This is a genomic window from Streptomyces sp. NPDC006332, from assembly GCF_040612855.1.
Classification (GTDB): Bacteria; Actinomycetota; Actinomycetes; order Streptomycetales; family Streptomycetaceae; genus Streptomyces.
Genome location: NZ_JBEXRA010000083.1, coordinates 1 through 26738 on the forward strand (window position 1 = coordinate 1; position 26738 = coordinate 26738).

15 protein-coding genes and 1 pseudogene are annotated in these 26738 nt (G+C 70.7%); 3 read left to right on the plus strand and 13 right to left on the minus strand.

The features are described from left to right. Nucleotides 1-53 precede the first annotated feature (53 nt). The 13 genes and pseudogenes from ABZ027_RS40290 to ABZ027_RS40350 all read right to left on the minus strand — a co-directional run bounded on the left by ABZ027_RS40290 (nucleotide 54) and on the right by ABZ027_RS40350 (nucleotide 22752). The gene (locus ABZ027_RS40290; protein WP_356777537.1) at nucleotides 54-5270 is read right to left on the minus strand and encodes a family 43 glycosylhydrolase; all 5217 of its coding nucleotides are present in this window, start codon (nucleotides 5268-5270) and stop codon (nucleotides 54-56) included. Between the two features lie 275 nt (nucleotides 5271-5545). Beyond that, nucleotides 5546-8737, minus strand: coding sequence for a glycoside hydrolase (locus ABZ027_RS40295; protein WP_356777539.1), 3192 nt, complete (start codon nucleotides 8735-8737; stop codon nucleotides 5546-5548). A gap of 197 nt (nucleotides 8738-8934) precedes the next feature. Further along, nucleotides 8935-11409 carry a CBM35 domain-containing protein gene (locus ABZ027_RS40300; RefSeq protein WP_356777541.1) on the minus strand — a complete coding sequence of 825 codons (2475 nt, stop codon included), beginning with the start codon at nucleotides 11407-11409 and terminating at the stop codon, nucleotides 8935-8937. Between the two features lie 180 nt (nucleotides 11410-11589). Further along, the gene (locus ABZ027_RS40305; RefSeq protein ID WP_356777543.1) at nucleotides 11590-12627 is read right to left on the minus strand and encodes a LacI family DNA-binding transcriptional regulator; all 1038 of its coding nucleotides are present in this window, start codon (nucleotides 12625-12627) and stop codon (nucleotides 11590-11592) included. 133 nt (nucleotides 12628-12760) lie between these two features. Next, entirely contained in the window at nucleotides 12761-14104 is a 1344-nt protein-coding gene (locus tag ABZ027_RS40310) for a hypothetical protein (protein ID WP_356777545.1), read from the minus strand. A gap of 153 nt (nucleotides 14105-14257) precedes the next feature. Further along, on the minus strand, nucleotides 14258-15076 hold the full coding sequence (locus ABZ027_RS40315) for an IclR family transcriptional regulator (protein WP_356777547.1): 819 nt from the start codon (nucleotides 15074-15076) through the stop codon (nucleotides 14258-14260). Then, nucleotides 15073-15810: an MBL fold metallo-hydrolase gene (locus ABZ027_RS40320; RefSeq protein ID WP_356777549.1), complete on the minus strand. Its 738-nt coding sequence runs from the start codon at nucleotides 15808-15810 to the stop codon at nucleotides 15073-15075. The genes ABZ027_RS40315 and ABZ027_RS40320 overlap by 4 nt, the downstream gene beginning before the upstream one ends. Next, nucleotides 15801-17126, minus strand: coding sequence for a M20 family metallopeptidase (locus tag ABZ027_RS40325; protein WP_356777551.1), 1326 nt, complete (start codon nucleotides 17124-17126; stop codon nucleotides 15801-15803). The genes ABZ027_RS40320 and ABZ027_RS40325 overlap by 10 nt, the downstream gene beginning before the upstream one ends. Then, nucleotides 17123-18088, minus strand: coding sequence for an ABC transporter permease (locus ABZ027_RS40330; protein ID WP_356777553.1), 966 nt, complete (start codon nucleotides 18086-18088; stop codon nucleotides 17123-17125). The genes ABZ027_RS40325 and ABZ027_RS40330 overlap by 4 nt, the downstream gene beginning before the upstream one ends. Further along, complete coding sequence (locus ABZ027_RS40335) at nucleotides 18085-19038, minus strand: ABC transporter permease (RefSeq protein WP_356777555.1); 954 nt, start codon at nucleotides 19036-19038, stop codon at nucleotides 18085-18087. Before ABZ027_RS40335 ends, ABZ027_RS40330 begins: the two co-directional genes overlap by 4 nt. Beyond that, nucleotides 19031-20689 carry an ATP-binding cassette domain-containing protein gene (locus ABZ027_RS40340; RefSeq protein WP_356777557.1) on the minus strand — a complete coding sequence of 553 codons (1659 nt, stop codon included), beginning with the start codon at nucleotides 20687-20689 and terminating at the stop codon, nucleotides 19031-19033. The genes ABZ027_RS40335 and ABZ027_RS40340 overlap by 8 nt, the downstream gene beginning before the upstream one ends. 2 nt (nucleotides 20690-20691) lie before the next feature. Then, entirely contained in the window at nucleotides 20692-21759 is a 1068-nt protein-coding gene (locus ABZ027_RS40345) for an ABC transporter substrate-binding protein (RefSeq protein ID WP_356777559.1), read from the minus strand. 267 nt (nucleotides 21760-22026) lie between these two features. Then, a pseudogene (locus ABZ027_RS40350) lies at nucleotides 22027-22752 on the minus strand (class I SAM-dependent methyltransferase). A gap of 87 nt (nucleotides 22753-22839) precedes the next feature. Here ABZ027_RS40350 and argG point away from each other — a divergent pair. The 3 genes from argG (at nucleotide 22840) to ABZ027_RS40365 (ending at nucleotide 26610) form a co-directional block, all read left to right on the plus strand. Next, a complete protein-coding gene (gene argG, locus ABZ027_RS40355; protein WP_356777561.1) occupies nucleotides 22840-24294 on the plus strand; it encodes an argininosuccinate synthase in 1455 nt (484 codons plus the stop codon). Nucleotides 24295-24476: 182 nt separating this feature from the next. After that, nucleotides 24477-25535, plus strand: a complete 1059-nt coding sequence (locus ABZ027_RS40360; protein ID WP_356777563.1) for a right-handed parallel beta-helix repeat-containing protein — start codon at nucleotides 24477-24479, stop codon at nucleotides 25533-25535. 49 nt (nucleotides 25536-25584) lie between these two features. Beyond that, entirely contained in the window at nucleotides 25585-26610 is a 1026-nt protein-coding gene (locus tag ABZ027_RS40365; protein WP_356777565.1) for a methyltransferase, read from the plus strand. The last annotated feature ends 128 nt before the right edge of the window (nucleotides 26611-26738 follow it).

The window sequence follows — 26738 nt, forward strand, 5'->3', positions numbered from 1 at the left end:
TCCTGTTCGAGGCCTCCACCGGGACGCCCGAGGTGATCCTCGTCGCGACCGGATCAGTGGGTGCCGATGGTGATGACGCCCACGGTCCTGGAGGCGGTGACGTTGTCGTAGACGACATCGCCGGTGGTCTTGTGCCAGATCTTGACGCGGAAGCTGTCCGGGCCGTCGGTGGCGGTGACCCGGAAGCCGTAGCCCGCGGTGCCGCCGACCGTTCCGGAGCCCTGGTACACGGCCCGCGAGCCGGTGACGACGAGCCAGTCGGAGCCGGTCGAGCGGAACTTCAGCCGGGCCGGACCGAAGTCGAAGGTCACCTTTCCGATCGGGGCGGCGGCTCCTGGCGTGTACGCCGCGGCGAAGGAGAAGGCTGCCTGACCGGCCAGGGCTGGCTTCGCGGGGTAGGCACCGGCCGGGGAGGTGAGGACGCCGGCGCCGAGCGCGGGCCCGGCGGCGCGGTCGTACGTGATCACCTCGGGCAGGGTCCTGCCGGCCGAGGCCCCGTCGTCGTCGGTGACGGTGACCACGGGGCGACGGATGCCCGCCTCGGCGTAGGTGTGCTCGGCCCGGCAGCCGGTGGCGGTGACCGTGCCGGACCGCGGCCGGGTGCCGTCCTTCCAGTCGACCTCGCAGGTGTGGGTGTCGTCCGTGCCCGCGTCGGTGAACTGGGCCGTGACGACGGCCCGCCCACCGGCCGGCACCGCGGACCGCGGACCGGTCGCCGAGGTGATGACAGGCTCCGCGTTGGAGACCTCGACTCTCGCCGTGTCGCTGCCGCGGCCGCCGGTCAGCGTGACCTCGTAGCTGCCGTCGTCGGCGCAGCTGATCGTGGTCCGGGCCGCCGCCGGGTCGGCGAACACGCAGGGCGCGCCCTTCTCGACCGACCACTTCGCACTGCCCGCCCCGGACAGCGTGCCGTTCAGCGCGATCGCGTCGCCCTCGGTGCCGTCGGCGTCCCCTCCGGCGTGCACGACGGTGACCGGGTCGATGCCGGTGAGGGTGGGGACGACCTTCTTGATCAGGCCGTCGGCGTCGAACTCCAGCTTGTCGACGGTCGTTTCGCGGTGGGTGCCGTCGCCCGAGGGGATGGCGAAGCGGTGGTAGGCGATGTACCAGTCGTCGGTGTTGGGCACCTGGACGACCGAGTGGTGGCCGGGGCCCTTGACGCCGAGGGAGAGGTCCTTCTCCAGGATCACGCCGCGCTTGGTCCAGGGGCCGGTGGGGGAGGGGCCGGTGGCGTAGGCGACGCGGTAGTTCTCGTCCCGGGTGTCGTTCTCCGACCACATGAAGTAGTAGGTGCCCTCGCGCTTGATGACGAAGGTGCCCTCGTTGTAACCGGTCGGGGTGATGTCCTTGACCTTCGAGGTGTCGAGGGAGGTCATGTCGTCGCCGAGCGGAGCCACGTACGCACGGCCGTTGCCCCAGTAGAGGTACGCCTGTCCGTCGTCGTCGGTGAACACGGCCGGGTCGATCATCTGGCCGCTGTACTGGCCCGCCTTGAGCAGCGGCTTGCCCAGGGCGTCCTTGAACGGCCCCGTCGGTGAGTCGGAGACCGCGACACCGATGTTCGCGTCGGCGCAGAAGTAGAAGTAGAACTTCCCGTCCTTCTCGGCGATCGTCGGCGCCCAGGCCCTGCTGTCGGCCCAGGACACGTCCGGCCCGAGGTCGAGGATGACGCCGTGGTCCTTCCAGTGGACCAGGTCGGTGGAGGAGTACGCCTTGAACTGCGTGCCGCTCCAGCCCTCGAAGCCGTCGGTGGTCGGATACAGGTAGAAGGTGTCGCCGAAGCGGACGATGTTCGGGTCGGCGTTGAGCCCCGGCAGGACGGGGCTCTTCATGGCGAGCGCGGTCACCGTCCAGGTGCGCTGTTTCCCGTCGGAGCCGGTCACCCGGTACGTCACCGGCTTCGTGAAGTCGTGGACGCTGCCGGAGGCGGGGCTGATCGCCGCGCCCTTGGCGAGGGTGAACTCGGGGGCGAGGGCGGTGAGATCGGTGCCCTCCTTCATCGGCAGCGTGACCTTGCTGTCGGCGTTGTCGATGATCGCGTCGACCTTCAGGTCCGGGTGCGTCGCTTTCGCGATCCCCGCGGTGTTGCCGCTGAGCTCCATGACGTCCGCGGCCGACAGTGCCCGGTCGTAGACGCGGAAGTCGTCGACCTCGCCGCCGAAGTACGGGTCGGCCGCGTACAGGGACCTGCCGATGTAGCCGCTGTAGTCCTTGGTGGCGTCGTACAGCTCGGACGGCTTGGTGGTGACACCGGTCGCCCGGGCCGCCTCGACGCCGTCGACGTAGAGGACCATCGTGCGGGTGGAGCCGTCCAGGGTCACCGTGACGTGCCGCCACTCGCCGGGCGTCAGCCGCGAACCGGCCGTCAGTTTCGACTCGGCCGACCAACTCGCCTTCGTGATGGCCGAGTACAGGCTGGAGCCGCCGTTGGAGGGGGTGGCGAAGAAGTACTTGTCGCTGTCGGGACCGAGCCCGAACAGCCACTGGAAGTTGTCGCCGCCCTTCCACTTGGCGTAGGTCGACACGGTCACGCTGTCGGCGTTCTTCAACACCCCGTTCGGGATCTTCACGTAGGGGGAGGTGGCCGAGGCGCCGGACATCTTGAACGATCCGTCGTGCACGCCGGTGCCGAAGTCGGGTGTACGGACGTAGGTACCGTGGTAGCCGTGGCCGCTGGAGTCGCGGGCGATGGTGCCGCCGGTCTCGTCGAAGCCGTAGTGCAGGACGAGGTCGGCGGGGATGTCCGGGCCTTCCTCGGAGACGGTCACCTCGGCGCGCACGGGCAGCGCGGTGCCGTCGGGCAGGCCGCCGGTCACCGCGAAGGTGCCGGTCTGCGCGTACCGCGACGCCGGGATGTCCTCCCACGCCACTGCCACGGGACGCTTGACGCCGTCGGCGTACTCGGCGATCACGGTGGCCGGCAGGACCGGGGCCTCGCCGACCCGGGTTTTCACGGCGACGTCCTCGACACTCTTGACCACCTGGTCCGGCTGGTAGGCGCGCAGCAGTCGGTCGTACTCGGCCTGGGTGACCGGGAGGACCGTGCCGTGGCGCGGCTTGGCCGGCAGGTCGTAGCCGGTGGACGCGGTCCACCTGCCGGAGGCGAGGTCCGTCGTCTCGAACGGGAGGTAGCCGCGGCCGCCGAACTCGTCGAGGAAGGCGTACCACTTCTCCTCGGTGTTGGACTTGAACACCAGCGGGCCCTCGGCCGCGTTCATCGCGCCCTTGCCGATGCCCTCGGCGACCGGGTCCCAGGACGGGTTCAGGATCGAGTCGCTCTTCTCCTCGAAGATGAACTTGCTGTTCGGGGTGGAGGAGGTGTTGTTGCGCTCGTCCTTCGACAGCCGGTAGTAGGTGCCGTCGTGCTGGATCATGGTCGAGTCGATGACCGAGTAGCCGCGGTCGATCCAGACCTTGGGTTCGCTGAAGGTGTAGAAGTCGCGGGTGGTCGCGTACATCATGCGGTTGTACGTGTCGCCGGAGTGGGTGGCGTTGTCGTACAGCTTCGACGCCCAGAAGACCACGTACTCGCCGCGCTCGGCGTCGTAGAACGCCTCCGGCGCCCAGGTGTTGCCCGCGCTGTCCGGTGAGACCCTGACCAGCCGCTGGTCGGTCCAGTGCACGAGGTCGGTGGACTCCCAGACCATGAGGGACTTGCTGCCGGTGCGCTGGGACGCGTCCCAGTCGCCGTTGCCGTAGATCCTGAGGTCGGTGGCTATCTGGTAGAACTTGTCGCCCTCGGGCGAGCGGATGATGAACGGGTCGCGCAGGCCCTTCTCGCCGAGGGTGGAGGTCAGGACCGGCTTGCCGCCGTTCAACTCCCGCCACTTCAGCGGGTCGTTGCCCTTGCTGAGGGCGGAGTAGAGCTGCTCGCCGTCCGAGGTGCCCTCGCCGGTGAAGTAGCTGAACATATAGCCCTTGAGGGCTTCCTTGAAGGGGAGCTGCGGGACCGTGGCGGTGAGGACGCGGGTCGCCCTCGCCTCGCCCTTGGTGAGGGTGGCCGTCAGCTGGACCGTGGTGGGGCCCTCGCCGTGCGCGGGGCGGTGGACCACGCCGTCGGCGGAGACCACGTCCGGCTTCGCGGAGGACCAGGTGACCTTCGTGCCGTAGGAACCGGTCGCCGGGAGGGTCAGGTTGCCGCGGGCGTCGTCGAGGTTGTGGACGGCGAGCGCCTCGGCGGCCTGTCGGGTGGCCGTCTCGTCGTCGAAGGCGGGCAGGACCGTGACGTCGAAGGTCCTGGTGTCGCGCACCGTGCCCTTCCTGAGGGTCGCCGTGAGTGTGGCGTGGCCGTCCGGTTCGCCGGCGGCGGGGCGGGTGACGGCGCCTGCGGCGGAGACGACGTCCGGGTTGTCGCTCGCCCAGTTGATGGTGGAACCGCCGGCGCTGCCGGTCTTCGGCAGGTCCAGGCCGGCCGTCACGGCGCTGGTGTCGCCGAGGCTCAGCGCGGCCTTGTCGTCGGCGACGCCCTGAGTGGCGACGGGGAGGGCGAGTTGTTCGACCTCGGAGTCGGTGAGCGCCCGGTCGTACACCCGGAAGTCGCGGATCCGGCCCTTGAAGAGCTGGTCGCCCGAGTACACGGATTTGCCGATGTAGTTGGCGGTGGTGGCGCCCGAACCGATGGCGCCGGGCGTGATGGTGACCGACGTGTTGCGGCCGACCTCGACGCCGTCCTCGTAGAGCACACCCGTGCCGCCGGTCTGGGTGTACGTGAGGTGCTTCCACACCGCGCGCGTCAGGCTGTGGCCGTCGGCGGGCTTGGTGGTCTGTTCCGTCGACCAGTTGCCACTCGCCACGGAGGTCCGCAGGCCGTTGCCCGTGGTGAACAGGTAGCCGTTCCCGTTACTGCCACTGGAGTTGCCGAAGCCGTAGAGGAAGTACGGCGTTCTCTGGGCGGAGTCGATCAGTACGTCCGTCGAGACGGTGATCGCGTCCATGCCCTTCATGACGTCGTCAGGCACCTTGACGTAGGTGTCCGACCCGTTGAAGGCGAGCCCCTGGCCGGTGCCGGACCAGTTGGCGGTGCCGCTCACCGTGCCGTCGCGTCCGTTCCCGGAGGCGTCGGCGACGGTGTCGCCGGAGGCCGCGTCGAGTTTGTACCAGAGCGCCAGCCCGTCAGTGAGGTCCGCGGCCTGCGCCGTTCGCGCCGGTACGGCCGCCTGTGCGGGAGCGGCGGGCGCGGTGAGGCCCAGGAACAGCGACGCGGTGGTCAGGCCGGCGATCCGGCCCGCCCAGCGTCTCGCGCGGCCGCGCGGACGTGCGGTGTACGTCATGTGGGGTTTCCCTGCTGAGGCATGGCTGATGGCGAACGGACAGGAGACAAGGGGGAGCGGGCCGGCTGACGGGAGCCTGGTCGTGGGCACCGGGTCGTTGCGGCTGTGTGACGTCGTGTTGCGAGAGTGTCAATCGGGGCGCGGTTGCGCGTCAAGAGTTTCGAACGAAGTTCGATCAGTCGAACGGGTCGAGCTTCCGTCTCCCAACAACCGCCGCTCACCGCCGGGTTGGGGACGGGGGGCACCGGCATTCGCTCCCCGTCCCGCGCCCTGCCTCAGCTTCGTACGACGTCGATCCGGTATGTCCCGGTCCTCGATCCGTCCTCACCGGTCACGGTGATGACGGCCCGGGTCCGACGGGGCTCCCGGGTCGTCTCGACCGAGACGGTCGCGTAGGGATCGCGCGCGACCGCCGTGACCACGGCCCGGCCCGGCTCGGAGGTGACGACACGGTAGTCGTGCGTGTCGGGATCGAACGACGCGACCGGAACGCCAGCCACCTCGACGGACGCGGCGGCGGCGTCCGAGGAGACCCCGGGCGTCCTGGCGTACAACTCGATCTCGCTCATGGTGATGTAGCCGCCGGGGCGGGCGGTCATGACCACCCGCACCCCGTTCGCCGGTCCCGCCGTCACCGGAACGTCGACCACCGGCGAGCCCTCGGTACCCACCTCGATGTCACCGCTCGCGTCCACCCACGCCCCGTCGTCGGCACCCCGCACCTGCACTTTCAGGCTCTCGGGGAAGGACGCGGTGTTCCCGTCCCGGTGGAAGCGCGCGACGACCCGGGTCAGGTCGCGGTCCTTCGGCAGCGTGAAGGTGACGGTGTCGGACGGGTTCTTGGTGGTGCCAGGCTTCCAGTTGGACCAGGCCTTCCCGGACGGGTTCCCGTCACGCAGACCTTCGGCGGAGTAGCCGCTCTCGGTGAACGTGGCCGCGACCGACACATCGCCGTCGAGCGCGATGTTGGTCTCCGCCGGTTTGGTGACCTGCACCCGCACGGTCGCGTCGACGGTACCGCCGTCGACCACCCGTGCCACGCCGCGCAGCGTCACGACACCTGGCGTGTCGTACGCCCCGGCCGGTGCGGGATCCCAGGTCACCGGAAGATGGGTCCGGCCGCCGTGCCGGCCGACACCGACGACCGTGGTCGGCAAGTCCGGCCTGCCGCCCGTGTAGGTCTTGGCGCGGCCGGGGAGGGTCGAGCCGACGGCGTCCACCGTGACCACCGCCGTCGCGCGGATCGACCGCCCGAGCGGATCGGTGGCGCGGCCCGTGACGTGTACCGTTCCGGGGTCACGCCACTTCCCCTCCGGCGGTACGTTCCACACCACGGGCAGCGAGCCGCGGGTGCCGTCCCGGTACACCGGCGTCACCGTTCCCGGGAGCTTCGGTGCCAGGCCGGGCACGGTGAACGCGTCGGCCGGTTCGGTGCGCAGCACCGTCTCGTCTCTGACGCCCCAGCGCTGGTTCGCCGCGGAGGTCGGGGTGTACGTGGACACCTCGGCACCGTCCGCCGAGGACTGGCCGGTGACGTCGAGAAGGCGGCCGGTGGCGACGTTGACGAAGGTCCAACTGCCGTCACCGGTCGTCGACATGATCCACTGCGCTGCCTCGCCGGCCCGGGTGCCGCCCGGGTCCTCCAGGACTGCCTGGTTGTCGCGCACCGTGAGGCGCTTGCCGTTGGTGGCGCTGGTCAGCGCGTAGCGCTCGCGGTTGTCGGTGCCCGGCGTCAACTGCCGCACGGACCACAGTTGTTCGGGGTTTTCGGTGTCGGTCGTGCGGATGACGACACCGCTGCCGTCGTCCGACGGCGCCAACGACTTCCCGCTCTGCGCCCCCGGCAGCCGGTAGACATGGCCGTTCCGGACGAGCGGGGCGTCCTTTGCGACACCGCTGACTCCGTCGACCAGGAAGGTGGTGACCGACCTCGCGGGGACGACGAGCGTGGCCGAGCGGTCGGTGACCTCGACCGGCCTGCCGCGTACGAGGGCACCTCCGTCGCTGGTCACCACGGGGGTGACGGTGGCCCCGTGCGCGACCTTGCCGAAGCGCGAGAGGTCGAGGGTCACGGAACGCGCGGACGTACCGCTGTTCACATGCACGACGCTCGCCGCACGACCGGACTTGCGCACCGCCGCGACGCTGGACGGGTCGTCGACCTTCACGAAGTGATCGCCGGGACGTATGTAGTGGGTGAAGTTGCGGATGGTGTGGAACTTCGAGTTGGCCCGGATCGGGCAGCTCTCCAGGGTGTCCTCGGCCGTGCAGTCGAACGGGACGTGGATGCTGCCCCAGTTCTTGCCGGCCGCCGCCTGCGGAACGGCGTCCTCGACGGGCTGCCAGAACACCCAGGCGGAGGGCTCCAGTTCGCGCATGTCGTCCACCATCCGGCCGGCGATCCCGAGCCCCGGGTCCATCCCGGTGAAGTCGGTGCCGGTGCCCCAGGTGCCCTCCACCTCGCTCATCCAGAGCTTCTTGTCCGCGCCCTTGGCGATGTCCCGGGCGCTGGTGCGCATCCCCGTGCCGTACGTGTGCACGTTCAGCTGGTCGACGGCGGCTCGTGCCGACTCGTCGTAGGCGTTCCAGTTCTGGGTGAAGATGCCGGGGTTGGTCTCGTCCATCGCGGACACCCGCGCGCCGGTCTTCGCCTCGGCGAGCGCGTGGTCGAGAGCGAGGACCACCTTCTGCTGGAGCCCGGGTCCGGCGTGCGCGCCTTCCTGGCGTCCGCCTGTGGGCTGGCCGTCCGCTCCCAACTGGGTGCCCCAGTAGGTGGTGTTGGGCTCGTTCAGCGGGTCTATCGTGTCGAACCTGATGTGGTGGGCCCGCTCCAGATGCTCACTCGCGCGCACCAGGTAGGTGGCGAAGTCGTCGACGCGGTCGGCGCGGATCTGATCGGTGCCCGCGTCGAAGCCGCCGGAGACGTATCCGCTCACCGTCTGGAACCAGGGGGGTGAGTTGCTGAACGCCTCCCAGCGGGTGACCTTCTTCTTGATCTGGTCGACCCACCAGCGTTGGCCCGCGTCGGCGTCCCAGTTCCAGTGGTCCGGGTTGTTCGGATCCCACCAGTCCGTGTCCTGCCGGGTGGTCCCCTCGGGGGCCTTCCAGAAGCCCTCCATGGTCGCGCCGGCCTTCATGTAGTCCTTGCGCACGTCCGGGGCGTTGCCGCCGCCGATGTTGTAGCGGGCGATGTTGAGCCGGAGCCCATCCTCACCGAACAGCATGTCGACCAGCTGTCTTCGGATGGGCTCCGGATAGCCGCCCGTGGCGTTGGCGAACCAGACGAGGCTCGTCCCCCATCCCTCGAACTCCTGCTGCCGGTAGGACGGGTCGATCCGCACCGTGACCGCGCTCGGCGTCGGCGTGTCCGCGACGGCGGCGGGGGCGGTGACGGTGACGAGACCCGCGCCGAGCACCAGGGGGATGGTGGGCGCCAACGCCCGGGCGAGGCGATGTCGGTTGAACACGGAACTCCCTTCCATGACACGGCAATTCACAGAACCGACCAGAATCAATCGGGTTCACAGCATGCTTGACGACAGTAATGAACACGTCAAGACAGCGGGCGTTCCCTCGTCGTACGGCGGGTCACGGCCCGCACACGAAACAGCGGCCGGCGGGCATCCGCCCGCCGACCGCTGGGTGAAGGCCGATCCGTGACGGACTACGGCCGGCCGACGACCCGGCCCAGTTCGATCCGGTCGATGTCCGGCGCCCACCCGCTTGCGTTGCCGAACGTCACCCGGTTGGCGCCCTTGCGCAGGTCGACGGGCACGCCCAGGGTCCAGTAGTCGTTCACGCTCCAGGTGTTCTTGAAGGTGACCTTCCTGGGCGCGGCGCTTCCCACCCTGACGTCCGCCGTGCGGGACATGATGTCCGTGTTGTAGGCGTGACCGTTGTCGCGCCGGTCGTTGTGCGCGTAGTGGACCACCAGCACGTAGCGGCCGGACTCAGGCGCGCGCACCGTGAACTCGGCGGTGCTGTCGGCGCTGTTGCCGAGCTGCCCGATGTACGACCCGGCAGAGGCGTACGGGGAGTCGACGAGCTTCGCGCCGCCCGCCAGGGTCGCCGAGGCGCCCTCGTAGGAGAGCGTGCCGGAGGCCGAGCCGTCGCCCGAGACGTCGAGGGAGCGAACGGAGGCGTACCCGGCGGTCGCCGCGACGCGGTTGTTGCCCGCGACCAGATACAGCCGCAGGGGCCGGCCGGGGGCCGCCGTCACCCGCTCACCGTGCAGGGTGAGCCGCACCGCCGCCGAGGCCCGCGACACCACCGTGTAGTAGCCGTCGCGGGGGGCGTACACGTCGAAGATCGCCTTTTCCCCGTCGCGCAGGGCGAGGGCGCCGGTACCCACACCGGCAGACGAGGAGTAGTCGTACGACGGCTTCCCGTCGATGTCCGCCAGGGTGGCCTCGTACGAGGCGGACGGAGCGCCGGTGCGCGCGGTCAGGTCGACGCGGTCGAGGGTGACTTCGGCGTCGGCCTTGGCGAGCGACAGCACATGGGGGCCGGCCGTGAGGCGGACCGTCAGGTCCTTCTTCGCCCGGTAGGTCCAGTTCTCCGTGGAGGGGTAGGTGACGGTGACCGGGGACGCGCCGTCGACCGACAGTTTCTGGGTCGCGGGGGCCCCGGACTGGTTGCCGTAGAGGACCGCCAGGTCGTAGGTCCCGTCCCTGGGCACGGTCACGGAGAAGTCGACCTTGCTGGAGCTCTGGTTCAGCGAGCCGACGTCCTTCGTCCCGGACGCCGCGTAGCCGTTGGCGTTGCTGACCGTGCCCTGGGTGCGGACCTCCCCGCCGGTGACGGCGGCGTCCTCCGCCGCGTACGAGGCGGACCAGGGGACGGAGGCGGCGGACGGGGCCCCGGAGCCGCCGGGGGTGAGGACGATGCGGTACGCGGACATCTTGTGCATGCCGCGCAGCGGGACGGTCACCGAACCGTCGGCCGCCACCTCGACCTTCGTCCGCGAAAGGACGCGCGGCGTCGCGTGCTGCCCCTCGTAACCGGACCAGGCGGCCTCGGCGACCGTCGCGGTGACCGTGCGGCCGAAGACGGACCGGGAGACGTTCTCGACGACGACGTCCGAGTCACCGGTGGAGCCGCCGAGCAGCACCTGGGCCTGGCGGCGCGAGGTGTCGAGGGAGGCGAGGCCCTGGAGGGTGTCGATGGTGTCGGCCCGCGGCGGGGTCACCTTGACGGTGTCACCCGTCAGCCCCGCGTACCAGCGGAAGAACCACCAGCCGCCGTTGGGGATGTTCGACCGCACCACATTGCCGTCCATGTTGCCGGCGGCGTCCCAGTAGGCCTGGTTGGCGTACACCTTGTTCCGCTCGAACATCGAGACCCACTGCACGAGCTGCCCCGGCACGGACAGGTCGCGGCGGTTGGCGTACTCGTCGATGTTGATCTTGAGCGGTGGGATGCCCAGATCCCGTTCGATCGAACGGTAGGTGTCGTAGTGGCCCTGGAAGTCCCGCAGCGAACCGGAGCCCAGCTCGTGCCAGGTCATCACCTGGGGCAGCACGTTCTCGCGCTTCGCGAAGGTGAGGAAGTCCGTCAACAGCCGCGTGTGGTAACCGGCTTCGTTCGGTCCGGCGATCCTCGCGCCGGGATCGATCGCGCGGATGCGCTGGTACACCGTCTTCCAGTCCTTGAAGAACCGGTCCCGGTTGACCTCGTACTGCTTCTGGTCGGAGACGCCGAGCTGGTACCAGATCTGGTCCGGCTCGTTGAACGGTATGTAGACGAAACGATCGCTGTTCGGGTCGGCCGCCACCTGCTTGGCGATCTTGTCGACCTTGGGCAGGTAGTCGTCTATGCCGAGGTCCTCGTAGGGCCACTTGGCGTAGATGTCCTGCATCATGACGTTGATCTCGCCGCCGCCGTTACGGAAGAACGACCTGGAGACGGACAGCGCGTCACCGTTGGGGTGCTGGGCGCCGCCCTCCGGCTTCTGCGAGACGCTGGTGATCTTCAGCGGGGCAAGGGCCGCGTCGCTGGGCACCCCGTCGTCGCTGAGTCCGTACAACGCCCCGTTGGCGCCCCGCATCACCGGGCCCTCGGAGGCGCCGAGGTCGACGGTGAGGCGCTGCGGTTCGGCGACGGCCGCGGCGGGTGCGGCGGCGGGAAGGGTACCCGCCATGGCTGCCGCACCCAGGAGGGCGGTGAGGAAGGCGGTTCTCGTACGGGACCTGGCACGCGCTCTGGTACGGACGGTCGTGCGGGTGGGGGCGATCACGCTGTTGGACCTCCGGTCACTTGACGGTGGGGGAGCGGGACTCGGAACAGCGGTGCGTGGACGGGGTGTTGGGTGAACGGCGGGTCAGTGAAGGCCGGGTGGCGGTCCCGAGCTCTCCCGGACCACCAGCTGCGGCACCGAGACGGGGTGCGGGGCGATCTGCGCGGACGCCTCCAACGCCCCGTGCAGCAGGGCGAACGCGGCCCGGCCGAGGCCGGTGAAGTCCAGGCGCACGGTCGTCAGCGACGGGGTCAGGTAGGCGGAGTGCGGGGCGTCGTCGAACCCGGCCACGCTGACCTCGCCCGGGACGGACCGGCCGGACTCGTGCAGGGCGCGCAGCACCCCGAGCGCGAGGTCGTCGTTGCCGCACAGGATCGCTGTGACGGCAGGGTCCTTCGCCAGTTTCAGGCCCGCCGCGTGGCCGCCTGCCGGGCTCCAACTGCCCTGTACGGGACGGGGCTGCGGTGCTCCGGCCTCGCGCAGTGCCTGGCGCCAGCCGGTGGTGCGGGCACTGGTACGCCGGGTGCTGGACGGGATGGCGACGTAGTGCACGGTCTCGTGTCCCAGGGACAGCAGATGACGGGTCGCCTCACGGGCGGCCTCGTGGTCGTCGGCCCACACCCAGGGACGGTCGCCGCCGGGTGGACTCGCCGGGGTCTCGACCACACCGACGACCGGCAGTCCGGCGGGGACCGCGCCCAGGGCCCGTACGCCGGCCGGATCGTAGGCGACCACGATCAGACCGCCGCCGGTGTCCGCCGCCCGCTGCACCTCGGCGGCGACCGCAGCCTCGTCCGCCGATTCGAGGACGCCGATCCCGACCGCGTAGGAGGCGGCACGGGCGGCCTCCTCGATGCCCTGGAGGATCGAGGCGTTGCCGTAGTGGGTGGTGTTGGCGGTCAGCACGTTCACCGCCCTGCTGCGACCGCTGGCCAGGGCCAGCGCGGTGGCGTTGCGGCGGAAGCCCAGCTCCTCGATGGCCGCGAGCACCCGCTCCCGGGTGGACGGCTTGACGCTGGGATGTGCGTTGATCACCCGGGACACGGTCTGGTACGAGACCCCGGCGGCGGACGCGACATCCCTGATACTCGCCGGACGCTTCGTGTGACCGGTCACATTCATGAGAGGATTGTGACCGATCACAAAGGGGCCGTCAAGGGACCGTAACGATGGAGTCACGGCCCCGGGCGCACTGTCGGTCAACCGTAGTCGACATCCGGATGGGTGGGCCGACAGGGTCGGAGAGGGTGACGGCTCAGACGCCACCACCCGACGGGCGGCCGGTCGCGGACCCGGCGGACGCGGAGCCCGTCGGTCGACCGTCGCGCGCCTTGAGCGCCGCCGGGATGCGGTCCAGCACGGGGTAGGGGAGCAGGCCGTAGTGGTAGAAGTCCACGGCGTCCGCCCGTCCGGGACCGGTGGCTGCCAGCGTCTTCTCCGCGAGCGCGTCGGCGGACGCGGTGTCCGGTGCCCCCGGGCGCAGAACGGCCCGCAGGGTGCAGGTGTCCGGGAGGGCGGCCCGGTAGGCGGCGGTGTCGGCCGCGACGCGGGCCGGGTCGCGGGCGTAGGCGAGGACGGCGTAGCCGGGGACGACGGCTCCGACCGCCGCGGGGTCGACGCCGATCCGCCAGGCCTCTTCGGCCGCGAGTGCGCCGGTCGGCAGGCCGTCGGCGTACCCCTTGACCGCACCGGTCAGATCGAGGAAGACCAGCCGGGAGCCCTCGCTCGCCACGGCGTCGGCCACGGCGGCGGCGAGCGAGGTGACCGTGTCGACGCGGGTACGCGTGTACGCGGCGAGCGACTCCCCGGCCGCGTCGGCCAGTTCCCCGGGGACCAGGGCGCCCGGCAGCGGGTCGCCGCCGTCGAGCAGCCGGCCGACGGCGCGGGTGGCCGCGGTGCGGGCCGCGGTGGAGTCCACGCCCGCGCTGTCGGCGCGCTCGACGCAGGACGGGCAGAAGCACAGGCCGAGCAGGAACTCCTCCACCGGGCCGAGCGGTACGAAGCTGCGTTCGTGGTGGTAGCCGTGGCCGAAGGAGCCGAAGTGCAGTGACTCGGACACCACCGCGTCCACTCCCTGCCGGGCAACGGAACGGGCGAGCGCGACGGCGTACGCCCGCACGTCCGGGTTGGCGGGGCACAGGTCGGCCGGGGCGGCACGGTCGCCGAAGCAGTTCTCCTGGGTGACGTCGGGGTGGGCGAGGCCCAGCGTGGTGTTGTGCAGGAAGACGGTCCAGCCGTGCAGGGCGGCGCCGCGTTCCGCCGTACGCAGGCGCAGTTCGCGCAGTGGCTCACGTTCGGCGCCGGCCTGCAGCGGCGGCTTCAGGCGCACCTGGCCGAACAGGTCGGCCGGCGGCGGGAAGTGGGTGCCGTCGTGCCGAAGGGTGACCCGGGCGGGGCCGTGCGGGGTGACGTCACGGGCGCGGTGGTAGGCGGCGGCGACAGTGAGGGTGTCGCAGCCGTACGCGCCGAGGACCCGGTCGAGGACGGCGTCCGTGCCCTCCGCGCGGAGGTCTTCCACGAAGGTGTAGACGGAGGACGTGGACGGAACGGCTTGAGGCGCCGGGCGCGCCGAGGACGTCCGCGGGCTGGTGGAGTGCATGGGGATCCTGTCGCTTTACGGGGTGGTGGGCAGGGGGCTGGGCCGGCAGGCCGGTGGCTCTCAGCGGTCGGGGCAGGTACGTCGGTGGCGCACAGTGTTTGGGGCCGGTAGTCCGGTGGCCCCCAGTGCTCGCGGCCGGTAGGCCGGTGGCTCTCAGTGGTCGGCGGCCTTGTGCTGGCCGCTGTCCCGTACGCGGGAGGAGCCGAGGACGTGGGAGATCTCCATGCCGGTGCGGACGACCATGGGACCCACCTCGCGGACCCGGGCGGGGGTCATCCGGGTGGTCAGGCCGGAGACGCTCAGTGCGCCGACCGGCGCGTCGGTGTGGTCGAAGATCGGTGCGGCGACGCACCGTACCTCCGGTTCGTTCTCCCGGTCGTCGATCGCGTACCCCCGGCGCCGGACCCGGTCCAGTTCGAGGCGCAGCCGTTCGGCGTCGGTGACCGTGTACGCGGTGACCGGAGGCATACCGGCGGCCACCACGACGCGGAACGACTCCTCGCCCTGCCAGGCGAGGATGGCCTTGCCGACGGCGGTCCGGTAGGCGGGGATGCGGCTGCCGATGCGGGAGCCCATGCGGACGTTGGTCTCGTTCTCCACCTTGTCGATGTAGACGACGTCCGGCCATTCGCAGACCACGAGGTGGCAGGTCTCGCCCACCAGGTGCTGCAACAGCCGCAGCGGTTCCGCGGCGACGGTCCGCAGGTCGAGTGAGGAGAGGTAGGCCTGGCCGAGCCGCAGGGTGCCGTGGCCGAGCCGGAACCACCCGGTCTCGCGGTCGCGGACCAGCAGGTCGGACTCCACCAGAGGTGAGGTGAGACGCAGCACCGTGCTCTTGTTGATGCCGAGATCCTCCGCGATCCGGGTCAGGGACATGCCCCGGCCGGTGCCGGCGTGGTCGCGGATGTACTCGAGGACGGTGAGGGCGCGGCGCAGCGAGGTGGCCTGGTTGCGGCGGACCGGTGCGGTCATGTCGTACTCCTCGGCAGCAGGCCGCGGGCGACGGCGTCGCGGGCGGTGGCCAGGTGCCTTCCGGCCCGGGCGAGTGAGACCTCGTGGTGGCCGGGGAAGAGCGCGTCGACGTCGAGCGCGGCCAGCCGCATCAGACTGTCCGCGTACGCGGGCACGCGGCAGTCATGCAGATTCTGCAACGAGATGCGTCCCTGGGTGAAGACGCAGTCTCCGGAGAAGAGTGCCTGGTAGGCCGGGGTCCGCAGGTGGTAGCAGGTGTGGCCGTCGGCGTGACCGGGGGTGGCGACGGCCCGGACGACGACTCCCGCGCCCAGATCGATCTCGGTGCCGTCCGTGACAGGTTCGACGCGGGGGCAGGGCCGGAAGGCGTAGTCGGCCGGGTAGACCCCGGCGGCCCTGCCCTTGTCCACGCTGAGGCCCCGCTCGTCCCCCTCGGCGATCCAGCGCACCGCCGCGGCCCCGGCCAGCACGCGCAGCCCGGGCAGTTTCTCGGCGAGGGCGGCCGCCCCGCCCGCGTGGTCGGCGTGGCCGTGGGTGAGCAGGAGGTGGTCCGGGTCGGCGCCCGTGCAGCGCGCTTCGCGCAGGATGCTGTGCGCGGAGCGGCCGGCGCCGGCGTCGACGAGTACGCTGCGGCGGCTTCCCCGCACGAGATAGACGTGACAGTCCAGCGGGTCGCTGAGATCGAAACCGGCCGCACCGCTGGCGAGGAGACTGACGTGGTCGGTCAACTGCATGGCCGCCGTCCCTGCTGCGGTATGCCCGCGTGGCGGACCTGACGAGCGCGCTCCCGAGACGGGTTCTCGGCGGCTTTGGCCGGGCGCGGCGGGGCATGGTCCGCGGGGGAATCCGTACGGGCTCGCTCCCGCGGCGGGAGGTCCACGCCGGGGAGTGACCTCTCGTCGAGCCGCCTCCCCGTCGCGCGGATCGCGGCGACCACGATCCGCGCGGCCAGCTCCACCTCCGCCAGGTCCACCGATTCGTCCGCCGCGTGGGCGTCCGTCACGGAGCCGGGGCCGAACACCACCGACGGCATCCCGGCCCGGGCCAGCTTGCTGGCGTCCGTGCCGAAGGGCATGCCCTGGATGTCGTGGGGGAGGCCGTGGGCGGCGAGGACATCGCACAGCGCGGTGACGACGGGGGTGTCGGACGGGGTGTGCAGGGCCGGGTCGACCGTGAACGGCGGGTCCACCTCGGCGCCCAGGGCGGTCAGTTCGTCGTGGTCCTGCTGCCAGACGGCCTCCGGGGCCTCGCCGGGGAGCGTACGGCGGTCGACGTCCACCTCACAGCTGCCGGGGATGGTGTTGGGGCCGGTGCCGCCGCGGACACGGGTGACCGAACGGGTGGCGGGCCCCAGGAGCGGATGGGGGGCCACGGCCGGGCGGGTGGCGGCGAGGTGGGCGATGACGGGGGCCATCAGCGAGATCGCGTTGACCGCCTCCTCGGGCCGGGAACTGTGCCCCGGCCGGCCCGTGGTGCGCACGGTGTAGCGCACGACGCCCTTGTGGGCGGTGGCCGGCACCAGCCCGGTGGGCTCACCGACCAGCGCGCCCACGACACGGCGGCCGGACAGCGTTTCGAGCAGGTGCAGGACACCCCGGTAGGCGTGTTCCTCGTCGCAGACCCCGGCCAGCACGACCGTGAGCGGCGGCGGCCCGCCACGGGCGAGTTCGGCGGCGGCCAGCATGAACGCGGCGAGCGGCCCCTTGGCGTCGCAGGCACCCCGCCCGTACAGCCGACCGTCACGGACCTCGCCCTCGTGGGACGGGACCGTCATGCCGTCCGTCTCGACCGTGTCGAGGTGCGATTCGAGAAGCACCGCCGCAGGGTCCCGGCCGGGGACGACGGCCACCACGCTGCAGCGCCCCGGCAGCACCTCGTGCAACTCGGCCCGTACGCCGTGCCGGCCCAGCCAGTCCCGTACATAGCGGGCCACCGCCGTCTCGCCCCCGTCGCCCGGCGCGCCCCGGGGGTTCACGCTGGGGATGCGCACGAGATCGCGTACGAGGTCCCGTACGGCCCGATTCGCGTCCCGGGACGCCGGGGACGTCATGTCCTGCGCTCCCTCGCGTAGACGAGGAGCAGGCCGATGATCAGTACACCGAGGACGACCTGGCGTACGCCCTCCGACAGGTTCCAGGAGATCAGCAGCGCGGTCAGCAGAGTGAGCAGCAGGGCGCCGCCGACCGTGCCGAGGAGGTGGCCCCGGCCGCCGAGGATGGAGGTGCCGCCGAGCACGACGGAGGCGATGGACAGGAGTTGGTACGGGTTGCCCATGGTCAGCGAGCTGGTTCCGGTGAAGCCGAGCAGTACCAGTCCGGCCACTCCGGCGAGCAGCGCGCAGGACACGTACGCGGTGAACGCCGTCGCGCCGAGCGGCACCCCGGAGGCGCGGGCCGCGTTCTCGCCGGCGCCGAGTGCGAACGCGTACCGGCCGGTGCGGGACAGGTGCAGCAGCCAGCCGGCGACGGCCGTGACGACCAGCCACAGGACGAACGACCAGGGCACCCCCAGCAGCTTGCCGTTGGCGAGCGAGTCCAGCAGGGACAGGTGGGCGGAACTGGGTGAGCCGTCGGTGTACACCAGCAGGGCGCCGGACAGGATGGTGCCGGTGGCCAGGGTCATCACCATCGGCGGCACCCGCAGCCACACCACGCCGCCCGCGTTCACGGCGCCCACCAGCGCGCTGAGCGCCAGTGCCACCACGATCCCGGTCGCGCCGCCGCCCGTGCCGGAGGCGACCTTGGCGCAGACGACCGCGGACAGGGCGACCACGCCGGACACCGACAGGTCGATGCCGCTCATGATCACGACGAGGGTCTGGCCGACCGCGACGATGCCCAGGAACGACGCCGTCTGCACCAGGTAGCGGACGTTGGAGACGCTGTCGAAGCCGTCCGCGAACAGGATCGCCGCGAGCCAGGTGACCCCGAGGACGCCGAACGCCCAGGCCGCGCGACTGCCGCGCAGCGCGGCGACGGCCTCGGTGCGGATCGTGCCCGTCACGCCGCTCATACGGCCGCCTCCCTCGTGAGGTACGTCTTCAGGGCGAGTGCCGCCACGAGGATCACTCCTTGCACGATGAGCTGGTAGAAGGGCGAGATCCCGGTGAACAGCAGCAGGTTGGTGAGCAGGCCGATGACCAGCGCGCCCAGAACGGTGCCGCGCATCCGGCCGACCCCGCCGAAGAAGCTGATCCCGCCGAGTACGCACGCGGCGATCGAGTTGAGTGTGTACGGCGTGCCGATGGTCGGATCCGCCGAGCCGGTCTGCACGGCCAGCCCGATCCCGGCGAGTCCGGTGAACGCGCCAGCCAGTCCGTATCCGGCGATCTTCGTAGCGCGGGTGTGCAGACCGCTGGCGTAGGCGCCGTGTTCGTTGCCGCCCACGGCGTAGAGGGCGAGCCCGTGCCGGGTGGTGCGCAGTACCTTCCACGCGGCGAGCACGAGGGCGACGGCCAGTGCGGGTACCGCGAGACCGTTCCACCCGTTGTTGTACGCGTTCACCAGCCCGCCCGGGACATGCCCCCCGGGCTGCGGCAGGACGATCAGGGTGACGCCGCTCCACAGGAACGACGCGGCGAGCGTCACGACGATCGGGGGCAGACCGGCGTACGCCACGAGGGTCCCGTTGGCCGCACCGGCCGCGACGGCCGCGCACAGGGCGGCGACGGCGGCGGTCACGACCCCGCCCACGCCGTGTGCGTCGTAGGTGGCGAACACGGCCATGGCGAGCCCGAGTACGGCGCCCAGCGAGAGGTCGATGCCCCCGAGCAGCATCACGGTGGTCTGTCCCGCGGCGGCCAGGATCAGCGGCAGGAACTGTGCGGACAGGATGGTGACGGAGGCCGGGCTGAGCAGGCTGGAGTCGTAGTGCTGGTAGGCCACGAGCACCACCAGCAGGAGGACGAGCAGTCCCACGAGGTCGGTGTTTCCCCGGGCGGCCGAGGCGATCCGTTCACGCATGGGCCACACTCCCGGGCTCTGTCTTCGGGCCCGAGACCGGGTCCGCAGCCGGGGCCGCGACCGGGTCCGGATCCGGGTCCACGGTCGGGCCCACTTGTTGGTCCGGGTCCACATCCGGGGCCGGGTGCGGCGGCAGGGTCGCGGCCGCTTCCGTGGCGGTGCCCATCACCGAGGCCCGTACCAGGCGTTCCTCCGTCAGGGCCGGGCCCGTCAGGCGGTCCACGATCGTGCCCTCGTACAGCACCGCGACCTCGTCGCAGAGGCCGACCAGTTCCATGGTGTCTCCCGAGGTGACCAGCACGGCCAGGCCGTCGTCGGCGAGGCGGCGCAGCAGGTGGTAGATCTCGCGTTTGGTGCCGATGTCGATGCCCCGCGTCGGTTCGGCGAGCAGCAGGACGCGAGGCCCGGTCGGCAGCCACTTGGCCAGCGCCACCTTCTGCTGGTTGCCGCCCGACAGGCGGCGGGCCTCCTGCGCCGGGGAGGTGGCCTTGACCCGCAACCGCTCGATCAGTTCGCCGACCAGCCGGGTCTCGGCGGCCCGGTCGACGGTGGTGAGGCGACGCCCGGGGGCGAGGGTGCGCAGACTGGGCAGGGCGAGGTTGTCGCGGACGCTGCGCGCGGTGTGCACGCCCTCGGTCTTGCGGTCCTCGGGGACGTAGGCGATACCGTGCCGGATCGCGTCACGAGGAGACGGCAGTCGTACCGGCCGCCCGCCGAGCGTGACCTGTCCGGTGTGGCGGGCCAGGCCGAACAGGGCGCGCAGCACCTCCCGCTGGCCCTGGCCCTGCAGTCCGCCGAGGCCGAGGATCCGCCCGGGCACCAGGTCCAGGTCGACGCCGGAACACGCGCCGGCGACGGTGAGGTCCCGGGCCCGCAGCAGCGTCTCACCGGTGGGACCGGTCGCCTTCCGCGGAAAGAGATCCGACAGTTCACGCCCCACCATCAGCCGCACGATGTCGTCGTGGTCGGTCCGCTCCCGTTCCCGTGTCGCCATCACCGCCCCGTCCTTCAGTACGGTCAACCGATCGCTCACGGCGAAGAGTTCGGCCATGCGGTGGCTGACGAAAATCACCGAGCCACCGCTTTCGCGCAGGTCCCGCACGACCCGGAAGACGGCCTCGACCTGTTCCTCGTCGAGGGCCGAGGTCGCCTCGTCCAGGATCAGCAGGCGCGGTTCTCCGGCCAGCGCCTTGGCCAGTTCGACCAGTTGCTGACGGCCGAGCGGCAGGCGGCCGGCCCGGGTGCGCGGATCGACGTCCAGGCCGACCCGCTCCAGCAGGGGCAGGGCCCGCGCAGCGAGGTCGCGGGCCCGCACCAGGCCGCGCCGGCTGGGCCAGTCGCCGAGGAAGATGTTCTCCGCGACGCTCTGGTGCGGGTTGAGGCTCAACTCCTGGTGGACGGAGCAGATCCCGGCGGCCCGGGCGCGGTGCGGAGACCACGCCCGGGTGACGGGAGCGCCGTCGTGGACGACCCGGCCGGAGTCGGGCGTCAGCAGCCCGGTGACGAGGGAGAGCACGGTGGACTTGCCGGCCCCGTTCTCACCGACGAGCGCCAGTACCTCTCCGGGCTCGACGGTGAAGCTCACCTCCCGCAACACCTGGTTCCCGGCGAACGACTTGGACAGCTCTTCCACGCTCAGCAGCGGCGCCATGGTCACTTTCCGATGAGCTTGTCGATCTCGGCCTGCGGCAGGTCGTTGATCGGGTACGAGTCGTCCGGCTGGTCGGGCTTGACGTAGTCGGCCAGGTTCTTGTCGTTGATCTCGGGGAGCGGGACGGTGATGTCCTGCGGGACGGCTACTCCCTCCCGCTTGGCGACCGCCGCCTCCAGGGCGATGACCCCGAGGTAGTTGGGCTGGGCGGTGGCGAGGGAGGAGAAGCCGGCCTTCTGGTGGGACTGCCACATCTTCAGGAAGCCGTTGTAGTTCTCACCGGTGACGGGAACGAGCTTCTTGTCCTGCTTGACCAGTGTCTGCAGCGCGGCCGCGGACAGCGCGCCGCCCTGCGAGAAGACACCGTCGATGTCCGGGTGCGCGGAGTAGGCGGAGGCGAAGGCCTGGGCGGCCGGGGCGAGGTTGTACTCGCTGTGCACATTGCTGACGATCTTGATGTTCGGATACTTCTTGAAGACCGCCGCCGCACCGGCCCAGCGGTCCTCGCTGACGGCCACGCCGGCCGGGCCGTTCATGGCGATGACACTGCCCTTGCCCTTGAGCTTGTCCGCGAGCCAGGTGGCCATCATCGAGCCCCACGCCTTCTGGTCGGTGCCCACTCTGATGACCTTCGTGCTGGTCGGCAGGGAGTCGAAGCCCACCACGGTGATGCCGGCCGCGACGGCCTGTTCGAGCGCCGGGTTCAGCGCCGTGGAGGAGCCCGCGTCGACGATGATCACGTCGTACTTCTGCTGGATCATGGCGCGGATCTGCGCGATCTGCTGCGAGGTGTCGCCGTTGGCGTTGAAGGTCTTGAACGCGCTCACCTTGCCGGCCGACTTCAGCTTGCTGACGTCGCCTTCCATCATCTTCAGGGTCTGCTGCATCCACGACGGGGTCAGGTAGATGGTCGACCAGCCGACCCTGAGGCCCTTTGCCGCCACCGAGGAGGCACTCGCGCCGGTCTTGGCGGTGGAACTGTCGGACTGGACGTCACACGCGCTGACACCGGCCAGCGCACACAGGGAGGCCGCGACTGCCACCGCACCGCGGACGGAACCTGCGTTCATGGAAGCTCCTCAGTTCGATCGGGAGACCCGGGCCGGACCGAGTGGGCCCGAGGGTCGGTGAGTTGGGGAGCGGTCATTCGTGAGGCCCGCGCGCCGGAGCAGGGGTGTTCCGGCCGGTGGGGGGGGGCGCTTTGCCCGATGAGGACCGTTCTGTTGAGACGGCAACGTAGGAGGTGCGCGCGGTGTGGCACCACGTCTGCAACACTAAATTTCGCATTGCACAACATGGCCGCTCGGAGGGGTGCGACGGCCACCGGTCATCGGGTATCAGTGACGGCGTGCGAGGAAGACGAACTCCCGGCCGGGACGGTCGGGGGCGTCACGCACGTCGTCCACCGTGTACCCGGCGGCGATCAGGTCCGCCTCGACCTCCCGCCGCTCCCGGAAACGCAACGTCGAGTCCGACGTCAGCACCTGGCCGTCCGCCGCGAAGACGTAGGTCCACCGGAACGTCACCAGCGGCCCTCTCACCTCCATCGTCTCGACCCAGCTCGCCACCGCGCCGACGCCGTGGATCTCGCTCACGCGGTACGACCGCTCCCGGTTCCACTCCTCCCAGGCCCTCCGGGCCGGATCCCGGGTCTCGAACACCAGGAGTCCTCCCGGCCGCAGTGCTCGGTGGGCGCCCTGGAGCGTCCTCCGCTACATCAGCGGATCGACGATCGCCTGGGCGACGTTCGCCGTCATGGTCGCCAGGTCGGCGCGCAGCGGCGGAAGTACGGTCGCGTCACCGTGGATCCAGCGCACCCGTTCGCTGCCCGGCTTGCCTCGCGCCACGTCGAGCGACGCTCCGGCGGGGTCCACCCCGACGACCTCGATGTCCCGTTCGGCCAGGAGCAGGGCGAACACCCCGGTCCCGCAACCGATGTCCAGGACCTGACGTGCTCCAAGCTCCTGCGCGATGCGGACGTACGCGTCGAGGTCACCGCGATCAGGGTCGAGCGGGTCGTAGATCGCGGCGAGCCGTGGATGCGTGAAGCCCTCGTCGGCCATGCCGTCGAACGTACGCGGAACCGGCCTCGCGTCTCCACCGGTTTCGCGACCTTTGCATGATCATGCGCGTTCATGCATACTCTTCCTATGTCCAAGGTCCTCACCTCCCTTCCCGCCGGCGAGCGCGTCGGCATCGCCTTCTCCGGCGGTCTCGACACCTCCGTCGCGGTCGCGTGGATGCGCGACAAGGGCGCCGTCCCGTGCACCTACACCGCCGACATCGGCCAGTACGACGAGCCCGACATCGCCTCGGTGCCGGGCCGCGCGAAGACCTACGGCGCCGAGATCGCGCGCCTGGTCGACTGCCGCGCGGCGCTGGTCGAGGAGGGCCTGGCAGCGCTCACCTGCGGGGCGTTCCACATCCGCTCGGGCGGGCGTGCCTACTTCAACACCACGCCGCTCGGCCGGGCCGTCACCGGCACCCTGCTGGTCCGGGCGATGCTCGAGGACGACGTCCAGATCTGGGGCGACGGCTCGACCTTCAAGGGCAACGACATCGAGCGGTTCTACCGGTACGGCCTGCTCGCCAACCCCCATCTGCGGATCTACAAGCCCTGGCTGGACGCGGACTTCGTGACCGAGCTCGGCGGCCGCAAGGAAATGTCGGAGTGGCTCGTCGCCCACCAGCTGCCGTACCGCGACAGCACGGAGAAGGCGTACTCCACCGACGCCAACATCTGGGGCGCCACCCACGAGGCCAAGACCCTGGAGCACCTGGACACGGGCGTCGAGACCGTGGAGCCGATCATGGGCGTGCGGTTCTGGGACCCCGAGGTCGAGATCGCCACCGAGGACGTGACGATCGGCTTCGACCAGGGCCGTCCGGTGACGATCAACGGCAAGGACTTCGCCTCCCCCGTCGATCTGGTGACGGAGGCCAACGCCATCGGTGGCCGTCACGGCATGGGCATGTCGGACCAGATCGAGAACCGGATCATCGAGGCCAAGAGCCGCGGCATCTACGAGGCGCCCGGCATGGCCCTGCTGCACACGGCGTACGAGCGCCTGGTCAACGCGATCCACAACGAGGACACCCTCGCCCAGTACTACAACGAGGGCCGGCGCCTCGGCCGGCTGATGTACGAGGGCCGCTGGCTGGACCCGCAGGCCCTGATGGTGCGCGAGTCGCTGCAGCGCTGGGTCGGCGCGGCCGTCACCGGTGAGGTGACGCTGCGGCTGCGGCGCGGTGAGGACTACTCGATCCTCGACACAACGGGCCCGGCGTTCAGCTACCACCCGGACAAGCTGTCCATGGAGCGCACCGAGGACTCGGCGTTCGGCCCGGTGGACCGCATCGGCCAGCTCACCATGCGCAACCTCGACATCGCCGACTCGCGCGCCAAGCTGGAGCAGTACGCCGGGCTCGGTCTGATCGGCACCGGCAGCCCCGCCATCGGCGCCGCCCAGGCCGCGGCGACCGGACTGATCGGCACCATGCCTCAGATGCCGGAGGGCGGCGCCGAGGCCATCGCCTCCCGCGGCGAGGTCTCCGACGAGGACGTGCTGCTGGACCGGGCCGCGATGGAGTTCGGCACGGACTGACGGGTCCCGTCGACATCCTGTGACGCGACAGGACGAGGCCGGCTGGGCGCGAACGGCGCCCGGCCGGCCTCGTCTTGTTGTCCGGGTCGCCGCGACCCCGCACAAGACGAACCCGCGCATGACACGCCGCCGGATGGCCCATCCGGGCAGTCCGCGGGCGACTCGGGCTTAATGTCCGGAATATGAATAAAAAAAGCCTTTCGTACTTGGCGTGTGCCGTAGCGGTCGTCGGGGCGGGGCTCGGGGCCGCTCCGCCGGTCCCCGCCCATGCGACCCACGTGGTCAGCCCGGGGGAGTCCATCCAGAAAGCGGTGGACATCGCCCGATCCGGTGACACCGTCCTCGTGAAGCCCGGCACCTACCACGAGAGCGTCAAGGTGACCACGCCCGGCCTGACCCTGCGCGGCACCGGCCCGAGCACGGTGATCGAACCGGGCACGGACAAGTCCGCCAACAGCTGCGCCCAGAACGGCAACGGCATCTGCGTGATCGGCACCAAGGACCGCAACGTCGAGGGCGTCACCGTCACCTCCCTGACCGTGACCGGCTTCACCGGGACCGGGGTGTTCGCCATGGGGACGGACAGGCTGACCGTGCGGGACGTGACGGCGGTGAAGAACGGGGTCTGGGGCATCGCCCAGGAGCAGTCGGTCCGCGGTGTGTTCCGGCACAACACCGCCAAGGACAACGGCGACGCGGGTCTGTTCCTCGCCAACACGGTCAAGGCGGAGCAGGGCGCGGCGGACACCCAGGGGACGGTGGTCGAACGCAACCGGCTGGAGGGCAACCGGATCGGCGTCACCGTGCGGCGTCTGCGCAACCTCACCGTCGCGTTCAACCACATGACCGGCAACTGCGCGGCGGTGTTCGTCGTCGGGGACGAGAACAAGCCGAGGGCCGGCTTCGTGACCGTGAGCGACAACCGCATCGCGCGCAACAACAAGTCCTGCCCGAAGACCGAACGGCTGGACGCCCTGCAGGGCTCGGGCATCGTCCTGACCGGCGCCGAGGACAGCCTCGTGACCCGGAACGTGATCACGGAGAACGTCGGCACCTCCCCGCTGTCCGGCGGCATCGTGCTGTTCAAGAGCTTCGTCGGCACCACCAGCGAGCGGAACCGGATCAGCGACAACAAGCTGGAGGGCAACTCCCCGGCGGACCTCGTCAACGCGGACACCGGCAAGGACAACGTCTTCGAAGGCAACTCCTGCCTGGCGTCCCGGCCCACCGGTCTGTGCTGACCGGCCGACCGTCACCATCCGTGGACCCAAAAAGGAAGGAAGGCGGCACATGACGACCGCTGAGACCGCCCCACCGCCGTCCATGCGACTGAGGGAACTCGCGTTCGGGGCGGCGTGCGCCGCCGCCCTGCGCGCGTGCGCCAGGCTGGGGATCGCCGACGCCGTTGGTGACAGCCCCATGACCGTGGCGGACCTGGCGGCCGCGGTGAAGACCGAACCCCGGCCGCTACGACGGCTGTTGCGGGCCCTGTCCTGCTACGGCGTCTTCACCGAACGGCCGGACGGGACGTTCGCGCACACCGACATGTCCCGGCTGCTGCGCGAGGACGACCCGAACAGCCTGCGCAACATCACCCTGTGGTGCACCGAGCCGTGGACCTGGGACGCGTGGCCGAAGCTTGACGAGGCGGTGCGCACCGACCACAACGTGGTCGAGGACCTGTACGGCAAGGAGTTCTTCACCTATCTCAACGAGGACGCCCCCGAGTCGGCCACGGTCTTCAACCGCGCCATGACGACCTCCAGCGAGCAGTCGGCGCGGGACGTCGCGGCTCTCCTCGACCTGTCGGGGAGCACGTCGGTCGCGGACATCGGCGGCGGCCAGGGGCACGTGGTGGCGAGCCTGCTGGACAAGTACCCCTCGATGCACGGCAGCCTGCTCGACCTGCCGCGCGTGATCGACAACGCGGTGCCGCGGCTGCGTGAGGGCGACCTCGCGCCCCGTGCCCGTATCGTGCCCGGCGACGTCCGCGTGACCGTCCCGGTCAAGGCCGACGTCTACATCATCAAGAACATCCTGGAGTGGGACGACGACAGCACCGCCCGGACCCTGCGCAACGTCATCGAGGCGGGCGGACCCGGCACGCGGGTGGTGGTCATCGAGAACCTCGTGGACGACACGCCCTCCATGCGGTTCAGCACCGCCATGGACCTGCTGCTGCTCCTCAACGTCGGAGGGGCGAAGCACACCACCCAGAGCATGGTCGACCGACTGACCGACGCGGGCCTGGTCATCGACGACATCCGGCCGGTCAACCCGTACCTGCACGCGTTCGACTGCCACGTTCCCACGTGACCCGTCCGCTTCGCGGACAGACGGCCGCCGGGCCCGCAGCTTGAGTGCACGGGCACCACGGGAGTGGTCTCGAGCCGTGGTGACGGTCGAGCCCTTCTTGAGGGTGGTGGCGTAGGCGCCGGCGATAC